Origin of the sequence: Kitasatospora sp. NPDC098652 (assembly GCF_044760155.1) — a bacterium.
Lineage (GTDB): Bacteria > Actinomycetota > Actinomycetes > Streptomycetales > Streptomycetaceae > Kitasatospora.
Map to the genome: position 1 here is coordinate 128,716 of NZ_JBIWAQ010000013.1, position 18,644 is coordinate 147,359.

Here is an 18,644-nt window from a genome sequence, read left to right on the forward strand (position 1 = left end):
ACTCACGAAGGGGCTTACCCATGAAGATCGGCATCATCGGCGCGGGCAACATCGGCGGCAACCTGACGCGCCGTCTGACGGCGCTCGGGCACGAGGTCTCGGTGGCGAACTCGCGCGGGCCGGAGTCGTTGAAGGCCCTGGTCGAGGAGACGGGCGCGAAGGCGGTGACGGCCACGGAGGCGGCGAACGGCGCCCAGGTCGTGGTGGTGACGGTGCCGTTGAAGAACGTTCCGGACCTCCCCGCGGGCCTGTTCGACGGCGCCGCCGAGGGGGTGGCGGTGATCGACACCGGCAACTACTACCCGAAGGAGCGCGACGGCCGGATCGACGCGATCGAGGACGGCGGGCTGACGGAGAGCCGCTGGACGGAGCAGCACCTGGGCCACCGGGTGGTGAAGGTGTTCAACGGCACCTACGCGCAGGACCTGCTGGACCGCCCGCGCCCGGCGGGCGACCCGGAGCGCCTCGCCGTGCCGGTCGCGTCGGACGACGAGGCGGCGAAGGCCGTGGTGCGGGCGCTGGTCGACGAGTTGGGCTTCGACACCGTGGACGCGGGCGGCATCGACGACTCCTGGCGCCAGCAGCCGGCCACGCCGGTGTACGGGCTGCGCGCCGGGGTGGAGGCGGTCACCCGGGCGCTCGCGGAGGCGTCCCCGGAGCGCCCGGAGGCGCACCGGGCCTGAGTCACCGCGGCGGGGCCGCCGGTCAGGCCGAACTCGCCCGCACGACCAGCTCGGTGGGCAGTTCAAGGCCGCCCGTCGGCGCGGCCTCGCCGTGCACCTGGTCCAGCAGCCGGACGACCAGCCCGGCCGCCAGGGCCCGCAGCGGCAGCCGGACCGAGGTCAGCGGCGGGTGCAGGTGCCGGCACAGCGGTGAGTCGTAGAACCCGGTGACGGCCACCCCGGCGGGCCCGACCGCCAGCCCCTCGGCCCGGATCGCCTCGTACGCGTCCAGCGCCAGCAGGTCGCTGCCCGCGGCGACGGCGGTCGGCCGGTCGGGCCCGCGCAGCAGCTCCCGCACCGCTGCCACCGGGCCGGTGGCCGGGGCCGAACGGACCCCGGCCCCGGCCGACGGAACGGCCGACGGCCCGGCCGTCGTCACCGCCGACAGGCCCAGCCGGCGTGTCTCCGCGAGGAAGCCCGCCCGCCGGGCCGCCATCCAGGGCAGCTCCTCGGCGGCGCCGAGGTAGCCGATCCGGCGGTGGCCCTGCGCCGCGAGGTGCCGCACCACGGCGGCCATCGCCGCGTCGTTGGCGATGTCCGCCCAGTGCTGCGGCTCGCCCGGTCCGGTCCGGCCGAAGCTGACGAAGGGGACGCCCAGCCCGGCGACGTGGGCGATCCGCCGGTCCTCGGTCAGCACGTCCGCCAGCACCAGCCCGTCCACCTGCCGGGCCGCCACCAGTTCGTCGATGGCCGCCACCGGGTCCGCCTCGGGCGGGGCGGGCCGGAACAGCAGCACCCGCTGCCCGCGCTCCCCAGCCGCGTCGACCAGGGCCTCCAGGAAGCCGGCCATCAGCGGGTTGGGGTCGAGCGGGTCGTCCACCGGCGCGAGGTAGCCGATGGTGCGCCGGGCGCCGCTACGCAGCGACCGGGCCGACTGGTCGGGCTGGTAGCCGAGTTCGCGGATCGCCGTGCTGACCCGGGCCAGCGTCTCGGCGCGGACCCGGTGCGGGGCGTTGAGCGCGTTGGAGACGGTCTGCCGGGAGACCCCGGCCGCGCGGGCGACCTCCTCGATGGTGCTGGCGCCACGGCGCGGTCGGCGCGCTCCCTCGGGCATGCGGGGTCCTCCGGTCGTGGGTCAGGGGCGGCGCAGCGACAGCAGCCCGCCGCGCGGCACCGCCAGGGTGTCCGTCCAGTCGAGGTCGATCTCGTCCTGCCGGACGATACGCCCCCGGGCGTCCTGGACGGTGGCGGTGGCCCTCCCGCTGCCGCCGATCAGCCGGACGTCCGGGTCGGCGTCGGCGTTGGCCACCAGCAGGGTGTGCCAGTCGTCCGCCGAGACGTCCACCGGCAGCGCCGCGTACCGGGCGACCACGACCGTCCCCTCGCCGCGGGCGGTGACCAGCGGGTATCCGAGGTCGGGCCGGCTGGGGAGCAGTTCACCGCGTTGCAGGGTGTCGAGGTGCTCGCGGAACACCCCCAGCCAGAAGGCGATCGCCTCGCGCTGCCCGGGGCCCTGGGCGGCGAGGTCGACGGAGATCTGGGGCACCGCGAAGAGCACGTTGACCAGGTGGCAGGCGATCTGCTCGGGCGGCTCGGCCGGGTGCCACATCAGCATGTCGGCGTGCACGGGCACCGGCCCGGCGGCCAGCCGCACGTCCAGGGTGCGCTGCCGGTTCTCCTGCGGGCTGAGCGGGCAGTCGGTGGCCCGGATCATGGTGACGTACGGCCACAGGGCGGGGCTGACGTACGGCTGCCGGTGCTCGATCATCGCCTCCGGGTGGACGGCGGTGGTCCGGGCCCGGATCGCGGCGAGCAGCTTCGCCACGCCCTCGGCCACCTCGGCGCAGTCCGCCTCGGGGCCGGGCACTGGGGCGTCGGGGCGCTCGGCGGCGCGGGCGAAGGAGTCGACGAAGTCGACCTTGAGCCCGTCCATGCCCCACTCCTCGACGGCCCGGGCCAGCCGGTCGGTGAGGAACTCGCGGACCTCGGGGTAGCGCGGGTCGGCGACCACCGCGCCCAGGTGGGGGACGTCGGCGAGGGCGTGCCGGCCGATCTTCCGGTAGGCGGCGCTGTCCTTGCCGATGAACGGCAGCGCGTACCAGAGCAGGTACCGCACGCCGAGGTCGTGGACGCGCCGGACGTGCTCGGCGGTGTCGGGCAGCGAGACGGGCTCCCAGTCGCCGCAGTGGGCGTAGCCGCGGGTGCGGTCGGCGGTCATCCAGCCGTCGTCGACGATGATCACGTCCAGCCCGAGGGCCTTGCCGAGCGCGGCCTGGGTCTCGATGCGCTCGGGCGAGACGTCCTGGTGCATCGAGTACCAGGTGGAGTAGGCGGGGCGGCGGGCGTCCTCGGGGACGACGACGGTGCGGCCCTCGCCCCACCAGGCGCCGAGGTCGGCCAGGCAGCGGGCGAAGTGCCGACGCGAGGTGTCGATCCGGACGGTGATCCGGCCGGTGGCCTGGGCCCAGAAGCGAAAGTCGCCGGTCTCCTCGACCACTCCGGCCCCGGCCAGCACCTCGGTCTGCTCGGCCGCGAAGGCGCAGACCGCGGTGTCCCCGGTGCCGACCAGCGCGGCGATCGGGGCGCCGGCGGCGAGGCCGGTGCGGCGCGGGGCGCTCCAGGCGGCGGGCAGCCAGCCGGTGCCGCGCGGTTCCGGGGTCCAGAAGGAGGTGACGTCCACGCAGGGCACCCGCCACTCGATCCGGACCTCGGCGGGGCCCTCGGCGGTCACCTCGACCACGCCGTCGGCGACCTCCCGGGCGGTGGCGGTGCCGCTCGCCCGCAGGTCCGGGCCCCCGGCGTGGAGCAGCGGGTGGAGCGCTCCGGGGGCGGGGGCGTGCGGCTCCCAGACCTCGGTCGTGGCCTCGGCCCCGCTGCCGGTACCAGTGCCGGTACCAGTGCCGGTGTCGGTGTCGGTCATGCCGCTCAGCCCTTCGTCGCGCCGGCCAGCAGGCCGGAGATGAACTGCCGTTGCAGGACCAGGAAGAGGACCATCATCGGCAGGGTGGAGAGCGCGGTCCCGGAGAGGATCGCGCCGTAGTCGGTGGTGCTCTGGTTGCCGTACAGGGTCGCCAGGGCGACCGGCAGGGTGTGCATGTCCGGGCTGCGCAGCGCGATCAGCGGCCAGACGAACTGGTTCCAGGAGCCCAGGAACAGGAAGATCGAGAGCGCGGCGAGCACCGGCCGCATCACCGGGACGACGACGTTCCACAGCACCCGGAACTCGCCCGCGCCGTCGACCCTGGCGGCGTCCAGGAGTTCGTCCGGCAGGCTGCTCAGCGACTGGCGCATCAGGAAGACCGCGAAGGGCACGCACAGCCCGGGCAGGATGATCGCCTGGTAGGAGTCCAGCAGGCCGAAGTCCGTCATCATCCTGAACAGCGGCACCAGCACGACCTGTTCGGGCACCACGAGGGTGGAGAGCAGCAGTGCGAACAGCAGGGTGCGGCCGCGGAAGCGGAACTTGGCGAAGGCGTAGCCGGCCAGCAGGGCGACGACCAGGGCGCCGAGGGTCTGGATCCCGGCCACCAGCAGGGAGTTGCCGAGCACCCGGAGCAGGCCGATCCGCTGGTCCAGCCGGTGGAGGTTGTCGCCGAGGCCCCCGCCGGGCAGCAGGTGCGGCGGCCAGTCGAAGATCTCGGTGTCCTTGCGGGTGACGGAGATCAGCAGCCAGTAGAAGGGGGCGACCGAGAGGCCGGTGAGGCCCGCCAGGAGGAAGGTCAGCGGCCAGCCGCGGAGGTTCTTGGGGTTCATCCGTCCTTCTCCCCCATCAGGCGCATCTGGACCGCGCCGAGCACGGCCACCAGCAGGGTGAGCGCGTAGGCGATGGCGGAGGCGTAGCCGAAGTCGAAGTAGCGGAAGCCGTTCTGGTACAGGTACATGGAGACGGTCAGGCTCGCGTTGTCCGGGCCGCCGCCGGTCAGCACGTACGGCTCGTCGAAGAGCTGGAGGGTGCCGATGGTGGAGAGCACGACGGTGAACAGCAGCACCGGGCGCAGCGCCGGGACGGTGATCGCGGTGAAGCGGCGGACGGCACCGGCGCCGTCGACCATCGCGGCCTCGTACAGCTCCTTCGGGACGGACTGCAGGCCGGCCAGGTAGATGACGGCGTTGTAGCCGGTGTAGTGCCAGGTCAGCACCAGGACGACGGACATCCGGGCCCAGAACGGCTGCCCCAGCCAGTCGACGGAGGGCAGACCGACGGCGTGCAGCAGCCAGTTGACCGCGCCGTCGTCGCGCTTGAGCAGGAAGGCGAACATCACGCCGGTGGCGACCAGGCCGGTGACGGCGGGCATGAAGACGCCGAGCCGCCAAACGGCCCGCCAGCGCACCAGGGTGGAGTTGATGCCGACGGCCAGCAGCAGGGCCAGCCCGAGCATCAGCGGGACCTGCACCACGAGGATCTCGCCGGTGTTGCGCAGGGCCGTCCAGAACAGTGGATCGTCCAGCAGGCGCCGGTAGTTGGCGAGTCCGGCCGGGCGGGCGGCGGGGCCGGAGCCGGTGGTGAAGGAGAGCAGCAGCGAGTCGACGATCGGGTAGGCCTTGAACACGCCGAAGGTGATCAGGGCGGGGGCGAGCAGCAGGTACGGCAGGGCGGTGCGGCGCAGCCGGGCCCGGCGGTGGGCGCGCGCGGCCGGGCCGGCGGGGCGGGCGGGCCCGGCCGCCCCGCTGACGGCGGGCGCGGTGACGGCGGTGGTGGCGGTCATACGACGGTGCGTCCGGTCTGCTGGGCGAGCTGCTTGGCGGCGTCCTGGAGGACGGCGGCGGGGTCGCCGCCCTTGAGCAGGACCTTGGTCTGGGCGTCGCTGGCGAGCTTGAGGGCGCGGGCGTAGTCGCCGGAGTAGTTGGTGGGGTCGCCGCCGTCGGTGGCCAGGTCGGCGAAGGTGCGCAACGGGGACTGGCCGCCGTAGTAGTCGCTGGGCCTGGCGTACATCGGGTCGCCGTAGGCGTCGAGGAGTGCGGGGAAGACTCCGCCGGCCTCGAACATGGCGTTCACCGAGGCGGGGCGGGTGAGCGCGTACTCGACGAACTTCCAGGCGGCGCGGCGGCGCGGGCTGGAGGCGGCGACGGTGAGGTGGGTGGAGTTCACCAGGGCGGTGCGCCTGCCGCCGGCGGTGACGGCCGGGGGTTTGGCGAGGCGCCAGTTGCCGTGCTGGTCGGCGAACTTGGCCTCCAGGTAGTGCGCGGCCCAGGCGGGCATCGGGGCGACGGCGAGTTTTCCGGCCTTCATCAGGTTGGCCCACCCGTGGTCGCCGGGGGCGTCGGCGACCAGCCCGGCGTCGTCCAGGCGCCTGAGGGTGGCCAGGGCGCGGACGTCCGGCTCGGAGCCGAGGGTGATCCGGCCCTGGAGGTCGAAGTAGAAGGCGCCCTGGAGCTGCATCAGGGACTGGACGAAGTCCAGGTCGGGGCTGGGGTTGGCGGCCTTGTTGATGCCGATCAGCGAGATGCCGGGGTTGGCGGCCTTGAAGCGGTCGGCGGCCGCGGTGAGGTCGTCCCAGGTGGCGAAGGTGGTGGGGTCGAGGCCGGCCTTGTCGAAGTAGTCCTTGCGGTAGAAGAAGCCGAGCGGGTTGGCCTCCCAGGGCAGGGCGTAGGCGTGGCCGTCCTTGCCGGTGACGACCGGCCACAGGCCCTTGGCGAACTTCTCCCGGTGCGCGTCGGCGCCGAGGGCCGAGAGGTCGGCGAGGCCGCCGGGGAACTTCTCCAGGTAGCCGGGCAGGTAGTCGCAGCCGATGTGCAGGACGTCGCCGAGGCCCTGGCCGCCGGCCGCCAGGCCGACGGTGATCTTGTCCCAGATGGCGGGGTTGCCGATGTCCTGGACGTCCACCGTGATGCCCGGGTTGTCCTTCTCGAAGGCCGGGACGACGGCGCGCAGCGCGACGGCCGCGGTGGCCCACGACCAGACGGTGACCTTGCCGGTGTCGGCGTCCCCGCCGGAGGCGCTCCCCGAGCCCGAGTCGCCGCAGGCGGCGAGGGCTCCGCCGGCCGCGAGGGCCAGCAGGCCGGCGCCGGAGGCGCGGAGCAGATCGCGGCGGGAAAGGTGTGACATTGCATTCCTCCCGATGGGTGGCTCTGGACGGAGGCGGGGCATGGGGGTGGTGTACGCTCGGCGGCTGAGTTTGAACGTTCAAAGCAACAAAACAGACCACAACTCAACAGATTCGCACGAGCGGGACACAGCAAACGCCCGCCCTCCCCGCGCCGTCAACCCCTGCGCACCGAAGGACGGGCTCCGCAACCGTTCCGTTATGAGCGTCGGGGGTCAGGGGCGGACCACCGGGGCGCCGGTGAGGTCGACGCCGGCGTGGCGGAGCTCGGCGAGCGCGGCGTCGGTGGTGTCGGGGGCGACGCCGGCCGTGTAGTCGAGCAGGACGCGGGCGTCGAAGCCGGCCCGGCGGGCGTCCAGGGCGGTGGCCTTGACGCAGTGGTCGGTGGCGATGCCGACGACGTCGACGGCGTCCACGCCGCAGTCGTGCAGCCAGTCCGCGAGCGGGGTGCCGTCGGCGGTGAAGCCCTCGAAGCCGCTCTTGGAGGCGGAGCGGGCGCCCTTGTAGAACACCTCGTCGACCGCGCCGGCCTCGACCGCGGGCAGGAAGTCGGGGTGGAACTCGCCGCCGTCGGTGCCGACCACGCAGTGCACCGGGAAGGAGTCCCGGTAGTCGGGGTGCTCGGAGAAGTGGCCGCCCGGGTCGACGTGGTGGTCCCGGGTCGCGACCACCCGGGACCAACCCTCCCGCTCCGGGCCCTGGATCAGCGCGGCGATCGCCCGGGCCCGGTCGGCACCGCCGCCGACCGGGACGCTTCCGCCCTCGCAGAAGTCCTTCTGCACATCCACCACGATCAGCGCGCGCGTCATCGAACGGCCTTTCCTCACCTGGTTCTTACGCATCCGCGGCCCAGCTTGGCGGGTCGACGGCCGTGGACGAAGCAACCGGGCGGCCGTTCACTCGAACGGGTTCCACCGGTTCCGGCGGGGGTACGCCGGGGCGCGACGGGCGGCCGCCGCCGTCGAAAGGGCGCCGAACCCGCGTCGAACGGGCCATTGAGAGCCCGCCGACGACCCGCCTACACTCGCGGCCGTCCGTGACCCCGCGTCCCGGATTCCGCTCCGTGTTCCGCCCCGCATTCCCCCGTGTTCCGCTCCGCATTCCCCCCGTGCCCAGGGCGCTCGATCCGCCCCGGGCCGATCGCCCACGTCCCCCAACCAACCCTCGTGGAGGACTACTTGAAGGCTCGAACGATACGCCGCATGCTCCTGGCCGGGGCGAGCAGCCTGGCCCTCGCGGCCTCCGGCGCGCTCGCCGCACCGGTGGTCGGCGGCACCGTGGCCGGCAGCGCCGTGACCGCCGACTACCCGACGGTGCACCCCACCGTGGCCGACTACGCCCAGGTGTCGGCGAGCACCACTCCCCCCACCCCGGCGCAGTGCGCCGGTGCGGGCCGCCGCTGCTTCGACCCGCAGGCGATCAGGGCCGCCTACCACCTGGGCCCGCTCTACGCGGGCGGCTTCGACGGCCGCGGCCAGACGATCGCGATCCTCGACTCGTACGGCAGCGACACCATGGCGCACGACCTGCACGTCTTCGACCAGGCCTTCGGCGTCGCCGCGATGTGCGGCGAGGAGGCGGTGACCTGCCGGCCCGGGATGCCGTCCTTCAGCGAGCTGCACGTCCAGGGCGATCCGGGCACCACCGCGCCACCGCCCACCAGCCACGGCACCGGCCAGGAGAGCAAGGCCGCGTGGGCGCTGGAGGTCGCGCTCGACGTGGAGACCGCGCACGCGATGGCGCCCGGTGCCAACATCCTGCTGGTCAGCACGCCGACCGCGGAGACGCTCGGCGTCCAGGGCCTGCCCGCGATGATGAACGCCGAGCAGTACGTGGTCGACCACCACCTGGCGAACGTCATCTCGCAGTCCTTCGCCTCCGCCGAGGGCGCCTTCGGCAGCGCCCAGTCCATCGAGCCGCTGCGGCACGCCTTCAAGTCGGCGGCCCTGAACGGGGTCACGGTGCTGGGCTCCTCCGGCGACAACGGCACGACCGGCTCGGAGAAGACCCCGGTGAAGTCGGGCGGCTCGACCCTGCCGTACCCGTCGGTGGAGTGGCCGGCCTCGGACCCGCTGGTGACCGGTGTGGGCGGCACCTACCTGTGCACCGACCCCGGGGCGACCGGCGCCCGGACCGTGGACAGCACCGACAACCCGGCCGTCTGCCAGCACGACTCCGGCTCCGCCGAGGTGGGTTGGACCTACTCCGGCGGCGGGTTCAGCCGGGTCTTCGACCGGCCCGACTACCAGTCGGCACTGCCGGCCGGCTCCACCGCGATCGGCGCCAAGCGCGGCGTGCCGGACATCTCCCTCCAGGCCGCCTCCAGCACCGGCGCGCTGGTCTACCTGTCGCTGCCGCCGGACGGCTCCTCGGGCCTCAAGTGCGGTGCCACCCCGTGCAGCACGGGCTGGTACGACATCGGCGGCACCTCGCTGTCCTGCCCGCAGTGGGCCGGCCTGGTCTCGATCGCGGACCAGATCAACGGCGGCGGCCTGGGCCTGATCAACCCGGCCCTGTACAAGCTGGGCACCGACCCGGCGAAGTACGCGGCCGACTTCCACGACGTGACGCTCGGCGACAACACCACCGACCCGACCGTCCCGGGCTACCCGGCCGGTACGGGCTGGGACCCGGTCACCGGCCTGGGCACGCCCGACGCGGCGAACCTGCTGCCGGACCTGGTCAGCGCCGTCCGGGCGGGCTGACGGCGGCACGGTGCTCCGCCCCGTCGAGTCGTCCGGCTCGACGGGGCGGAACCGTGTGCGGGAAGTCGGCCGGGCCGACTTCCCACGCACGGCGCCCCGCACGGCGGTCGGTCAGCGGGGTGACCGGATGCCGTCGATGATGCGGGTCCAGTTGTCACCGCCGTGTCCGTCCTCGATGGCGCGCCGGTAGTGGGCCTGGACGGCCAGCGGGAGGGCGAGGTCGAGGCCGAGCGAGGTGTTGGTCTCGACGATGTGGTCGGCGGTCGCCCCCATCATGGTGACCGTGCTGAGGTCACCGGGGTGCTCGCCGGCGTCGAGCGCGGTGCCGGGGCTGGCCTCGCCGGCCCGCAGGATGGCGCCGATCGTGTCGGCGGAGGCCAGCAGCTCGGGCAGTGCCTCCCCGGCCTTCATCCCCGCGGTGCCCAGCATCGCGGTGGCCTGCATCAGGGCGGACAGAGTGGTGAGGAAGACGGCGAGTTGGGCCTGGTACATCATCTGGGCCAGGCCCGGGTCCTCACCCAGGTACTTCGGCGCTCCGACCAGGGCCAGCGCCGACCGGTGGCGCTCCATCACCTGCGCGGGGCCGCTGTAGTAGACCTGGGCCGCCGCCGTGCCGACCATCGGCGCGGGGACCATGACGCCCCCGGTGAGGAAGGCGGCGCCGTGGCCCGCCGCCCAGGCGGCGGCCTCGCGCGAGCGGTCGGGGGTGTCGGAGCTCAGGTTGACCAGGGTCCGCCCGGCGAGCGCCGCGGTGGCGCCGTCGAGGATGTCGTACATCGCCCGGTAGTCGGTGAGGCTGAGGAGCACGAGGTCGCTCGCCCCGACCGCCTCGGCGGGCGTCGCGGCGAGCGTCGCCCCGGCGGCGACGACGCCGTCGGCCCGGGCGGCGGTACGGTTCCAGACGGTGACCGGGTGGCCGGCGGCGAGGAGGGCACGGGTCATCGCCTGCCCCATCGGGCCGAGCCCGATCACGGTGACGGCGCTGTGCTGACTGCTGGTGTGGTTCTGTCGTTCGTTCACCCCTCCATGCTCGACCAGGGTCACTATCCTTGGAAGTACCCACTGTTTTCTGCGGTACTTACCTTCTCGTAAGGGGGATCGGTGATGGCCAAGGCACCGAGGAACGGGCCCTACATCTGCGGGATCGACGCCGCGCTCGACGTGGTGAGCGGCAAGTGGAAGGGGCTGATCCTCTGGGAACTCGCCACCCACGGCATGCGCCGCTTCGGCGAACTCCGGCGCGCCCTGCCGGGCGTGAGCGAGAAGATGCTGACGCAGCACCTGCGGGAGATGGAGCAGGACGGCCTCGTCCACCGGGAGGTCTTCGCGGAGGTGCCACCGCGGGTGGAGTACTCCCTGACCGAGGACGGGCGGACGCTCAACGAGGCGCTCCGGCCGCTCGGCGCCTGGGGCGCCGGGCGGGTCCACCGCGAGGGCCTCGGTCTGGTCGCCGTGGCCGAGGCCTCGCTCGGGTAGGCCGGCTGGGCCGGCTACGCCGGTTGCGGTTCGACGGCCATGGCCGGGATCGGCCACCAGCTCGCCGGGGCGTCGCGCAGCACCAGGGCGCAGTCCACGGCGGCGCTCCCCGGCGGGAAGCGGTCCGGGTCGTCGAAGAAGGAGGACGCGGCGGAGCGGACCCGGCAGGCCTCCACCGGCCAGGCGTCGGGCCGCAGTTCCATGCCGTCCAGGCGACGGCCGGAGCCGGTGGCCGAGAAGCCCTTCGCCCCGTTCCGGAAGAACCGGGAGGCCTCGGCGAGGTCGGCGAAGAGCTCGCTGCCCCGCAGTTCGTCGGACAGCTCGACGGTGACGTCCACCCGGGTACCGCCGTCCCTGGCCGCCAGTGCGACGCGCAGCCGGTCGGGCGTCTCGTCCACCTCGAAGTCGGCCCGGCCGTGCTCACCGGGGAAGAGCCGGCCGCCGGCCCAGGCGTTGAGCCGCGAGGCGGTGTCGCGGCGGGAGATGTAGACGCCGGTCTCGACGCCGTCCGGCCCGTCCCACTCGACGGCGAAGCGGTGGGCCGCGTTCTCGCTCCGCAGCCCGAACGCCCTGGGCGCCCAGACGGGCCGCACACTCCCCAGGCGCAGCAGGCAGATGCCCGCGACCGCGTGGCCGTGCACCAGTTGCGGGCGCAGCGGCCCGGGGAGCAGACGCGCCGCGACCTCCGGCGCGACCCGGTAGTTCACCAGCAGCCGTCGTTCGACGACGCTGGACAGTCGTGGCTGCCTCATGACCCCTCGTTCTGCGCCCCGGGGCGCCATTTGGTGTGACGGAGCACGATCTGCTCGGGGCAGACCGCGCTGAGGAACCGGCCGACGCAGGTGGCCAGGCGTTCCTCGGCCAGCGCGTAGATGATCCGGTTGCCCTCCCGCCGCTCGGTGACGAGCCCGGCTCCCTTGAGCACGCCGAGGTGTCGTGAGATGGAGGGCGCGCTGATCGCGAACCTGGCGGCGATCTCGCCGGCCGCGAGCTCACCGCCCCTGAGGTCCTCGAGGATCTGGCGCCGCGTCGGATCGGCGAGGGCGCGGAAGGCTCCGGCCTCGGCCTGGGCATCGGTCATCCCCAATATTTAGCACCTTGGCTAAATGTCTAACAAGGGGTCATGGGAGAACGGCCGCGCGGGCCCGGTGAGTCGTGGGGGAGACTCACCAGACCCGCGCGGGCGCGCGCCGGCTCGGGGCCGTCGGGATCCTGCGTCAGCAGGTGAACCTCGGCGACTGCACCGAGCCCTGGCGGACGTCGTTGTTGGTGATCCAGGTGTCGATCACCAGGGTCCCGCCGAGCGCGCAGTAGAGGTCGTGCCCCATCCACTGCTGCGAGACGTTCACGGTCAGATCGCTGTCGACGGTGTAGAGGACGCTCGGGTAGAAGTCGCTGATGGAACCGTCCGGGTTGACGCGGGCGACCGCCTGCCAGACGCGCAGCTGGGTGTCCGGCGTCCCGTAGACGGTCACCGACGAGGCCACGCTGTTCTGGTAGTTGTCGGGCCGCGCGCACGGCAGCAGCGAGACGCCGTGGCCCACGTACACCGAGTTCGCCTTGATGTCGATGCCCCCGCGGCAGCCGCCGCCTCCGATCGCCTGCGCCGAGGCGCTGCCGGCGGAGCCGGCGACCAGGCCGAGGGTGGCCGCCGCCGCGAGGGCGAGGCTGGTGAGCTTGCGCATGGGTGTGTTTCCTCCGCTGTCGGATTGGCCGTGCACCGCCACCCTCGCCGTCGGGGCTCCTCCGGCGACAGCTTTTCGCCGCTGGGCCTCATAGTTGAGAACTCACCCACGGCGGCCCGGCCGCGTGGCACCATCGGCTGTGCTCGAAATCGGCTTCCGGCCGGCCGACCTGGCTCGCGTCCGGTTCGCGGTCTCTCCGCTGGATCACGTGCTGGGCGGCGTGGCCGGCCCGCAGCACCACTGCGCCCGCGACTCGGTGAACCGCGACCGGTGGTGGCGCCGGGTGAAGGGGCATGTCCCGCAGCAGGCCGCGGTTTTCGTCGAGCTGGTCAACGCGAGCCCGCTCGGCGTGCCGATGTTCCTGACCCCTGACCGCACGGGCGCGCGGGCGACCATCGGCGACGAACTCGACGCCCTGCTCGCCCTCCCCGAGGCCGAGGTCCACCAGGAGATGCAGGGCTACGGCACCGGGCCGCACCTCCCCCGCGTCATCGCCGAGTTGCGTGACGACGGCACCCGCCAGTTGCGCCGGATCACCGACGCTGCCTGGGCGCTGTTCCGCAGCTGCCTCGCCCCGGACTGGCCCGACATCCAGCGCGCCCTACGGGCCGACATCGAGCAGCGCTCGCGCACCGTCGCCGAGACAGGGCTCGGCCCGATGCTGGCGCAGCTCCACCCGGACCTGTCCTGGCACGACGAGGGCCTCCTCCGGTACGCCGGTCCGGAGTGGCAGCTCGCGTACGACCTCGGGGGGCGCGGGCTGGAGTTGCGCCCGAACCTCTTCCTCTCCGGCCTCACCGCGCCCCTGGGCGACCACCGGTCGTCGGCCCTGCTCTACCCCGGCCGCGAGCACCCGGCCCGCCGCGCGGACGGCCTGGCCCGGCTGATCGGCGCCGCCCGCACCCGGGCCCTCCGGGCGATCGCCCAAGGCGCCTGCACCACGGGCCAGTTGGCCGAGAGCCTCGGCGTCTCCGCGCCGACCGCCTCGGCCCATGCCACCGTGCTGCGCGACGCCGGGGCCATCACCACCGAGCGCCGGGGCCGGGAAGTCCGGCACAGCGTCACCGCCCTCGGCCGCGACCTCCTCGGCTGAACACGGTTCCGCGGGAAGTCGGCCGGGCCGACGTCCCGCGCGGTCCGTCGGACCTACCGGGTGGGCATGAGGTCCACGTCGAGGTCCAGGGCCGCCAGGTCGTCCTCGTCGACGGTGCAGGCGCGGACCTGGAGCTTGAACTTCCCGCGCGGGACGTCCCCGGGGAGGTCGATGGCGGCGGTCAGCACTGTGCCGCCCACCGGGACGGGGCCCTTCCCGTCGCTGGTGTCGCAACTCAGCCGCAGGGCCTCCGAGCCGCCTCCGCGCAGCTCCTCGAAGAGGTCGAACCTGCGGTGGAGGATCTTGACCAGGCCGATCTTGATGGTCAGGTCGAAGTAGGCGCCCTCCTGGATCTCCCGCTGCACCGTCCCGTCGATCCGGAGCGTGGCGGCGCTCCCCGGCTTCAGCGGATCCGGCGTGACCGAGACGGAGTCGATCCGCAGCGGATCCGACGGCAGACCGGCGTTCGTGTAGCTCCAGCCCGGCATGGCGGACTCCTTCTGTCGCGACGCGCCCCAGCGGCGCGTCGCGACAGTCTTGACCGCGGCCGGCAGTCGTCCCGGACGGAGACACGTCAATCCACCCGAACGGATGAATGAACGGGTGGAGCGAAGGTCTCAGCGCCCCACCTCGCGCAGCCGGAAGTCCTCGACCGTCTCGCGGCGGATCAACAGCCGGGCGCGGCCGTCCTTGACGGCGGCCACGGCGGGGCGGCCGACCAGGTTGTAGCCGGAGGCCATCGAGAGCTGGTAGGCACCGGCCGCGGGGACGGCGAGCAGGTCGCCGGGGCGCAGGTCGGCGGGCAGGACGGCGTCGCGCACCAGGACGTCCCCGGCCTCGCAGTGGCGGCCGACGACGTCCACCCGGGCCGCGCCGGCGTCGGAACGGCGGCCCACCAGGCGGACGCTGTAGGGGGATCCGTACAGGGCGGGGCGCGGGTTGTCGCTCATGCCGCCGTCGACGGCCACGAAGGTGCGGCCGTCCGCCGTGTGCTTGACGGAGAGCACCCGGTAGACGGCCACCGCCGCCGGTCCGACGATGGCGCGGCCCGGCTCGACGATCAGCCGGGGCACCTCCAGCCCGGCCTCGGCGCAGCGGACCGCGAGCCGGTCGGTGACCCGGACGGCGAACTCGGCGAGGTCGAACTCGGCGTCCCCCGGCAGGTACTTGATGCCGTGGCCGCCGCCGAGGTCCAGTTCGGCCAGTTCGACGCCGTGCCGCTCCCGCACCTCGGCGAGCAGGCCCACCAGGGCGTCCACGGCCTGGAGGAAGGGTTCGAGCTCGGTGATCTGCGAGCCCAAGTGGCAGTGCAGTCCGGCCAGTTCGAGGCCGGGCTGGTCGAGCACCCGGGCGATGGCGTCGGCCGCGTCGCCGCCCTCGATCGGGAAGCCGAACTTCTGGCCGCCGACGCCGGTCCGCACGGCCGCGTGGTGCCCGGCCGCGATCCCGGGGACGACCCGGACCAGCACCCGCTGCGGGGTGTCGGCGGCGACCAGCGCGGCCAGCCGGGCGATCTCCGCCGGGCCGTCGATCACGATCCGCCCGACCCGCAGCCGCCGGGCCAGCCGCAGTTCCTCCGGGGACTTGGCGTTGCCGTGCAGCAGGATGCGTTGGGCCGGGAAGCCGGCCGAGACGGCCAGCCACAGTTCGCCGGAGGAGCAGACGTCCAGGCCGAGGCCCTCCTCGGCGACCCAGTCGGCCATCGCGCTGCACAGGAAGGCCTTGGCCGCGTACAGCACCTCGGCGTGCGGCAGCGCCCGCCGGTAGGCCCGGGCGCGGCCGCGCACCTCGCCCTCGTCCAGGACGTACAGCGGGGTGCCGAACCGTTCGGCCGCCTCCGCCAGTCCGACGCCGCCGACCAGCACCTCACCACCCGGGCCGGGCCGCGCCGAGGCGGGCCAGGGGCCGCCGAGCGCGTCGGCGGGGGCGGGGGTCGGAACCGGCGGGGCGATCAGCTGGGTCATGGCGACTACTCCTACGGGTGGTCGGGAAGGCGGCTCGGCTAGGCGTGCCGGCCTAGTCCTCGTAGTGCACGGCGAAGCGGCAGTGCGCCGGGCGGGTGCGCGCCCGGTCGACGGCGCTCGGCGCGGGTAAGGGCGGCTCGGGCCGGTCCTGCCGGTCCTGGTGGCCGAGGGCGGGCACCAGGCGGACGGTGCGCCCCAGCGGCCGGTCGACGTCGATGACGGCGGTGGCGGTGGTCACGGCGGGCTCCTCGGGTCTGCGGCGGGGGCCGTCGTCCGGCGGCCCGCATCCAGTGGAGACCCTCCGGGCACCGTTCGCACCCGGCCTTGACGCACGGCCTACGCATCGGGGGCGTACCTTGACGACTCCCTGACGTGCCCGGGATTCCCGCCTTCCGAACGGCTGTTCGCGCAGGTCAGGGGCCGGGCGCGAGCCGGGCGCTCACGATGTCAGGGAAGCGTCAAGGACGGCCGCTTCCCCGCCAAGCCTGCGTCAAGGCCCGCATGGCGCGGCGGACTCCGATGGTGGGCTGTGGCCCGTCCCCGTCGCCCCGAGCACGCCGCCCCGCAGCTTCGGGGCGCCCCGGAAGGTCCCCCGAGACGATGCGCCGTTCGGCCCTCACCCCACCGGACACCACACCCGGCACCACCACCGGCACCACCCCGGGCACCGGCCCGGACACCGGCCCCGGCCGGCAGAACTGGTTCCGCCGCCCGGAGTCCACTGCACCGGTGCCCGCCGCGCCGGAGCCACCGCACCCGAGCCACCGCCCGTCGACCGCCAAGGGCCGACGGCAGCTGATCACCCGGCAGCAACTCGCCGAGGCGCTGCCCGCCGCCGTACGCAAGCTGCATCCGCGCACCATGCTGCGCAACCCGGTGATGCTCGTGGTCGAGACCGGCTCGGCGCTCACCACCATCAGCGCCGTCATCCACCCGAGCGTCTTCGCCTGGCTGATCTCCTTCTGGCTGTGGCTGACGGTGCTGTTCGCCAACCTCGCCGAGGCCGTGGCCGAGAGCCGGGGCAAGGCCCAGGCCGCCTACCTGCGCCGCGCCCAGGCGGCCACCACCGCCCGACGGCTGCTGCACTGGCGGGTGGGCATCCGCGACCACCGCCACGAGGTGCTCCCCGCCGAGGAGTTGATGCTGCACGACATCGTGCTGGTGCCGGCCGGGGAGGTGATCCCGCAGGACGGCGAGGTGGTCGAGGGCGTCGCCACGGTGGACGAGTCCGCCATCACCGGCGAGTCCGCGCCCGTCATCCGGGAGTCCGGCGGCGACCGCACGGCCGTCACCGGCGGGACGAAGGTGCTCTCCGACCACCTGGTCGTCCGGGTCACCTCGCGCCCCGGGCAGAGCTTCGTGGACCGGATGATCGCCCTGGTCGAGGGCGCGAACCGGCAGAAGACGCCGAACGAGATCGCCCTCAACATCCTGCTGGCCTCGCTCACCATCGTCTTCGTGCTGTCCGTGGTCTCGCTCCAGCCGATGGCCATCTACGCCCACGCCCCGCAGACCACCGTCGTGCTGGTGGCGCTGATGGTCGCGCTGATCCCGACCACCATCGGCGCCCTGCTGTCCGCGATCGGCATCGCCGGGATGGACCGGCTCGTCCAGCGCAACGTGATCGCCCTGTCCGGCCGCGCCGTCGAGGCCGCGGGCGACGTGGACGTGCTGCTGCTCGACAAGACCGGCACCATCACCCACGGCAACCGCCGGGCCGTCGCCCTGCACCCGCTGCCCGGCGCGACCACCGAACAGCTCGCCGAGGCGGCCCAGTTGGCCTCCGTCGCGGACGAGACCCCGGAGGGCCGCTCCCTGGTGGAACTGACGAACCGTCAGTACTGGGTGCCGCCGCGGACCCCCGGCGAACTGGGCGAGCAGCGGCCCGTCCCGTTCACCGCGCACAGCCGGATGAGCGGCGTCGACCTCAGCTGGCCGGACGGCGCCGGCTGCCTGATCCGCAAGGGCGCGGCCGCGGCCGTCGCCCGCTGGGTGGTGGACTCCGGCGGACGGATGCCGATGGAGGCGAAGCCCCTGGTCGACCGGATCGCCGCGGCCGGCGGCACCCCGCTGCTGGTCGCCGTGCACGACCGGCACGGCGCCCGGGCGCTCGGCGTGGTCGAGCTCAAGGACGTGATCAAGGAGGGCATCGCCGAGCGCTTCGCCGAACTGCGCCGGATGGGCATCCGCACCGTCATGGTCACCGGCGACAACCCGCTGACCGCCCGGGCGATCGCCGAGGAGGCCGGGGTGGACGACTTCCTCGCCGAGGCCACCCCCGAGGACAAGCTCGCCCACCTCAAGCGCGAACAGGCCGCCGGGAACATGGTCGCGATGACCGGCGACGGCACGAACGACGCCCCCGCCCTCGCCCAGGCCGACGTCGGCGTCGCGATGAACTCCGGCACCCCGGCCGCCAAGGAGGCCGGCAACATGGTCGACCTCGACTCCAACCCGGCGAAGCTGATCGACATCGTCCGGGTCGGCAAGCAACTCCTCATCACCCGGGGCGCGTTGACCACCTTCTCGATCACCAACGACGTGGCCAAGTTCTTCGCGATCATCCCCGCGATGTTCGCCCACGCCTACCCCGGGCTGCACCACCTCAACATCATGGGCCTGCACAGCCCGCAGTCCGCGATCACCTCCGCGATCATCTTCAACGCGCTGATCATCGTCGCCCTGATCCCGCTCGCCCTGCGCGGCGTGCGCTACCAGCCCGCCTCCGCGACCGACCTGCTCCGGCGCAACCTGCGGGTGTACGGACTGGGCGGGCTGGTGCTGCCGTTCCTCGGCATCAAGGCGATCGACCTGCTGATCGAGTTCGTCCCGGGCCTGGGCTGAACCCCACGGCTGTCAGGAGGCCGTCAAGATGTGTGCGACCGGCGTCATGGCGGTGTCAGCGCCGGGACGGACGGCACGGTTCCGGGGTTCACTGGAGGCATCCGAAGCAAGGAGCACCGCACCGGCACAACCCGACCGGAGTGCACTACCGGAGAGACGGAGGCGAACCGC

Annotated in this window: 18 protein-coding genes; 5 read left to right on the plus strand and 13 right to left on the minus strand. The window is 73.6% G+C overall.

Annotated elements, in window-relative coordinates; genetic code table 11:
- Nucleotides 1-20: 20 nt before the first annotated feature.
- Nucleotides 21-683: an NAD(P)-binding domain-containing protein gene (locus tag ACIQWA_RS26265; RefSeq protein WP_360238570.1), complete on the plus strand. Its 663-nt coding sequence runs from the start codon at nt 21-23 to the stop codon at nt 681-683.
- Nucleotides 684-705: 22 nt separating this feature from the next.
- Here the strand turns inward: ACIQWA_RS26265 and ACIQWA_RS26270 are convergent, their stop codons facing one another.
- From ACIQWA_RS26270 to ACIQWA_RS26295, 6 genes are all read right to left on the minus strand, one after another.
- Nucleotides 706-1,776, minus strand: a complete 1,071-nt coding sequence (locus ACIQWA_RS26270; RefSeq protein WP_402486534.1) for a LacI family DNA-binding transcriptional regulator — start codon at nt 1,774-1,776, stop codon at nt 706-708.
- 21 nt (nt 1,777-1,797) lie between these two features.
- Nucleotides 1,798-3,582 carry a glycoside hydrolase family 36 protein gene (locus tag ACIQWA_RS26275; RefSeq protein WP_402486538.1) on the minus strand — a complete coding sequence of 595 codons (1,785 nt, stop codon included), beginning with the start codon at nt 3,580-3,582 and terminating at the stop codon, nt 1,798-1,800.
- Between the two features lie 5 nt (nt 3,583-3,587).
- Nucleotides 3,588-4,415: a carbohydrate ABC transporter permease gene (locus tag ACIQWA_RS26280; RefSeq protein ID WP_402486541.1), complete on the minus strand. Its 828-nt coding sequence runs from the start codon at nt 4,413-4,415 to the stop codon at nt 3,588-3,590.
- A complete protein-coding gene (locus tag ACIQWA_RS26285; RefSeq protein WP_360238562.1) occupies nt 4,412-5,368 on the minus strand; it encodes a sugar ABC transporter permease in 957 nt (318 codons plus the stop codon). Before ACIQWA_RS26285 ends, ACIQWA_RS26280 begins: the two co-directional genes overlap by 4 nt.
- Nucleotides 5,365-6,708, minus strand: a complete 1,344-nt coding sequence (locus ACIQWA_RS26290; RefSeq protein ID WP_402486545.1) for an ABC transporter substrate-binding protein — start codon at nt 6,706-6,708, stop codon at nt 5,365-5,367. Before ACIQWA_RS26290 ends, ACIQWA_RS26285 begins: the two co-directional genes overlap by 4 nt.
- A gap of 213 nt (nt 6,709-6,921) precedes the next feature.
- Complete coding sequence (locus tag ACIQWA_RS26295) at nt 6,922-7,515, minus strand: isochorismatase family protein (RefSeq protein ID WP_402486548.1); 594 nt, start codon at nt 7,513-7,515, stop codon at nt 6,922-6,924.
- A gap of 393 nt (nt 7,516-7,908) precedes the next feature.
- On the opposite strand from ACIQWA_RS26295, the gene ACIQWA_RS26300 reads away from it, so the two are divergent.
- The gene (locus ACIQWA_RS26300; protein ID WP_402486551.1) at nt 7,909-9,411 is read left to right on the plus strand and encodes a protease; all 1,503 of its coding nucleotides are present in this window, start codon (nt 7,909-7,911) and stop codon (nt 9,409-9,411) included.
- Nucleotides 9,412-9,522: 111 nt separating this feature from the next.
- Here ACIQWA_RS26300 and ACIQWA_RS26305 read toward each other — a convergent pair whose 3' ends face one another.
- Nucleotides 9,523-10,431: an NAD(P)-dependent oxidoreductase gene (locus ACIQWA_RS26305; RefSeq protein WP_402486554.1), complete on the minus strand. Its 909-nt coding sequence runs from the start codon at nt 10,429-10,431 to the stop codon at nt 9,523-9,525.
- An 84-nt stretch (nt 10,432-10,515) separates the two neighbouring features.
- On the opposite strand from ACIQWA_RS26305, the gene ACIQWA_RS26310 reads away from it, so the two are divergent.
- Nucleotides 10,516-10,887, plus strand: a complete 372-nt coding sequence (locus tag ACIQWA_RS26310) for a winged helix-turn-helix transcriptional regulator (RefSeq protein WP_402486557.1) — start codon at nt 10,516-10,518, stop codon at nt 10,885-10,887.
- A gap of 14 nt (nt 10,888-10,901) precedes the next feature.
- Here ACIQWA_RS26310 and ACIQWA_RS26315 read toward each other — a convergent pair whose 3' ends face one another.
- The 3 genes from ACIQWA_RS26315 to ACIQWA_RS26325 form a co-directional block, all read right to left on the minus strand.
- The gene (locus ACIQWA_RS26315) at nt 10,902-11,639 is read right to left on the minus strand and encodes a DUF2071 domain-containing protein (RefSeq protein ID WP_402486560.1); all 738 of its coding nucleotides are present in this window, start codon (nt 11,637-11,639) and stop codon (nt 10,902-10,904) included.
- Nucleotides 11,636-11,968 (minus strand): metalloregulator ArsR/SmtB family transcription factor, encoded by a 333-nt coding sequence (locus ACIQWA_RS26320; RefSeq protein ID WP_402486563.1) that lies wholly within the window; start codon nt 11,966-11,968, stop codon nt 11,636-11,638. Before ACIQWA_RS26320 ends, ACIQWA_RS26315 begins: the two co-directional genes overlap by 4 nt.
- 136 nt (nt 11,969-12,104) lie before the next feature.
- Nucleotides 12,105-12,572, minus strand: coding sequence for a hypothetical protein (locus ACIQWA_RS26325; RefSeq protein ID WP_360238546.1), 468 nt, complete (start codon nt 12,570-12,572; stop codon nt 12,105-12,107).
- A gap of 208 nt (nt 12,573-12,780) precedes the next feature.
- Between ACIQWA_RS26325 and ACIQWA_RS26330 the strand changes: the two genes are divergently transcribed.
- Nucleotides 12,781-13,665, plus strand: coding sequence for an ArsR/SmtB family transcription factor (locus ACIQWA_RS26330; RefSeq protein WP_402486567.1), 885 nt, complete (start codon nt 12,781-12,783; stop codon nt 13,663-13,665).
- A 53-nt stretch (nt 13,666-13,718) separates the two neighbouring features.
- On the opposite strand, the gene ACIQWA_RS26335 is transcribed toward ACIQWA_RS26330, so the two are convergent.
- The 3 genes from ACIQWA_RS26335 to ACIQWA_RS26345 all read right to left on the minus strand — a co-directional run bounded on the left by ACIQWA_RS26335 (nt 13,719) and on the right by ACIQWA_RS26345 (nt 15,867).
- Entirely contained in the window at nt 13,719-14,153 is a 435-nt protein-coding gene (locus tag ACIQWA_RS26335) for an ML domain-containing protein (RefSeq protein ID WP_402486570.1), read from the minus strand.
- Between the two features lie 129 nt (nt 14,154-14,282).
- On the minus strand, nt 14,283-15,629 hold the full coding sequence (gene lysA, locus ACIQWA_RS26340; RefSeq protein WP_402486573.1) for a diaminopimelate decarboxylase: 1,347 nt from the start codon (nt 15,627-15,629) through the stop codon (nt 14,283-14,285).
- 52 nt (nt 15,630-15,681) lie between these two features.
- Nucleotides 15,682-15,867: a hypothetical protein gene (locus ACIQWA_RS26345; protein WP_402486576.1), complete on the minus strand. Its 186-nt coding sequence runs from the start codon at nt 15,865-15,867 to the stop codon at nt 15,682-15,684.
- Nucleotides 15,868-16,229: 362 nt separating this feature from the next.
- Between ACIQWA_RS26345 and kdpB the strand changes: the two genes are divergently transcribed.
- Nucleotides 16,230-18,473, plus strand: coding sequence for a potassium-transporting ATPase subunit KdpB (gene kdpB, locus ACIQWA_RS26350; protein WP_402486579.1), 2,244 nt, complete (start codon nt 16,230-16,232; stop codon nt 18,471-18,473).
- The last annotated feature ends 171 nt before the right edge of the window (nt 18,474-18,644 follow it).

Excerpts from the sequence above, each read along its gene's own strand:
- ACIQWA_RS26265 (WP_360238570.1), top strand. The coding sequence starts at position 21 with ATGAAGATCGGCATCATCGGCGCGGGCAACATCGGCGGCAACCTGACG.
- ACIQWA_RS26270 (WP_402486534.1), bottom strand. The coding sequence starts at position 1,776 with ATGCCCGAGGGAGCGCGCCGACCGCGCCGTGGCGCCAGCACCATCGAG.
- ACIQWA_RS26275 (WP_402486538.1), bottom strand. The coding sequence starts at position 3,582 with ATGACCGACACCGACACCGGCACTGGTACCGGCACTGGTACCGGCAGC.
- ACIQWA_RS26280 (WP_402486541.1), bottom strand. The coding sequence starts at position 4,415 with ATGAACCCCAAGAACCTCCGCGGCTGGCCGCTGACCTTCCTCCTGGCG.
- ACIQWA_RS26285 (WP_360238562.1), bottom strand. The coding sequence starts at position 5,368 with ATGACCGCCACCACCGCCGTCACCGCGCCCGCCGTCAGCGGGGCGGCC.
- ACIQWA_RS26290 (WP_402486545.1), bottom strand. The coding sequence starts at position 6,708 with ATGTCACACCTTTCCCGCCGCGATCTGCTCCGCGCCTCCGGCGCCGGC.
- ACIQWA_RS26295 (WP_402486548.1), bottom strand. The coding sequence starts at position 7,515 with ATGACGCGCGCGCTGATCGTGGTGGATGTGCAGAAGGACTTCTGCGAG.
- ACIQWA_RS26300 (WP_402486551.1), top strand. The coding sequence starts at position 7,909 with ATGCTCCTGGCCGGGGCGAGCAGCCTGGCCCTCGCGGCCTCCGGCGCG.
- ACIQWA_RS26310 (WP_402486557.1), top strand. The coding sequence starts at position 10,516 with ATGGCCAAGGCACCGAGGAACGGGCCCTACATCTGCGGGATCGACGCC.
- ACIQWA_RS26315 (WP_402486560.1), bottom strand. The coding sequence starts at position 11,639 with ATGAGGCAGCCACGACTGTCCAGCGTCGTCGAACGACGGCTGCTGGTG.
- ACIQWA_RS26320 (WP_402486563.1), bottom strand. The coding sequence starts at position 11,968 with ATGACCGATGCCCAGGCCGAGGCCGGAGCCTTCCGCGCCCTCGCCGAT.
- ACIQWA_RS26325 (WP_360238546.1), bottom strand. The coding sequence starts at position 12,572 with ATGCGCAAGCTCACCAGCCTCGCCCTCGCGGCGGCGGCCACCCTCGGC.
- ACIQWA_RS26335 (WP_402486570.1), bottom strand. The coding sequence starts at position 14,153 with ATGCCGGGCTGGAGCTACACGAACGCCGGTCTGCCGTCGGATCCGCTG.
- lysA (WP_402486573.1), bottom strand. The coding sequence starts at position 15,629 with ATGACCCAGCTGATCGCCCCGCCGGTTCCGACCCCCGCCCCCGCCGAC.
- kdpB (WP_402486579.1), top strand. The coding sequence starts at position 16,230 with ATGCGCCGTTCGGCCCTCACCCCACCGGACACCACACCCGGCACCACC.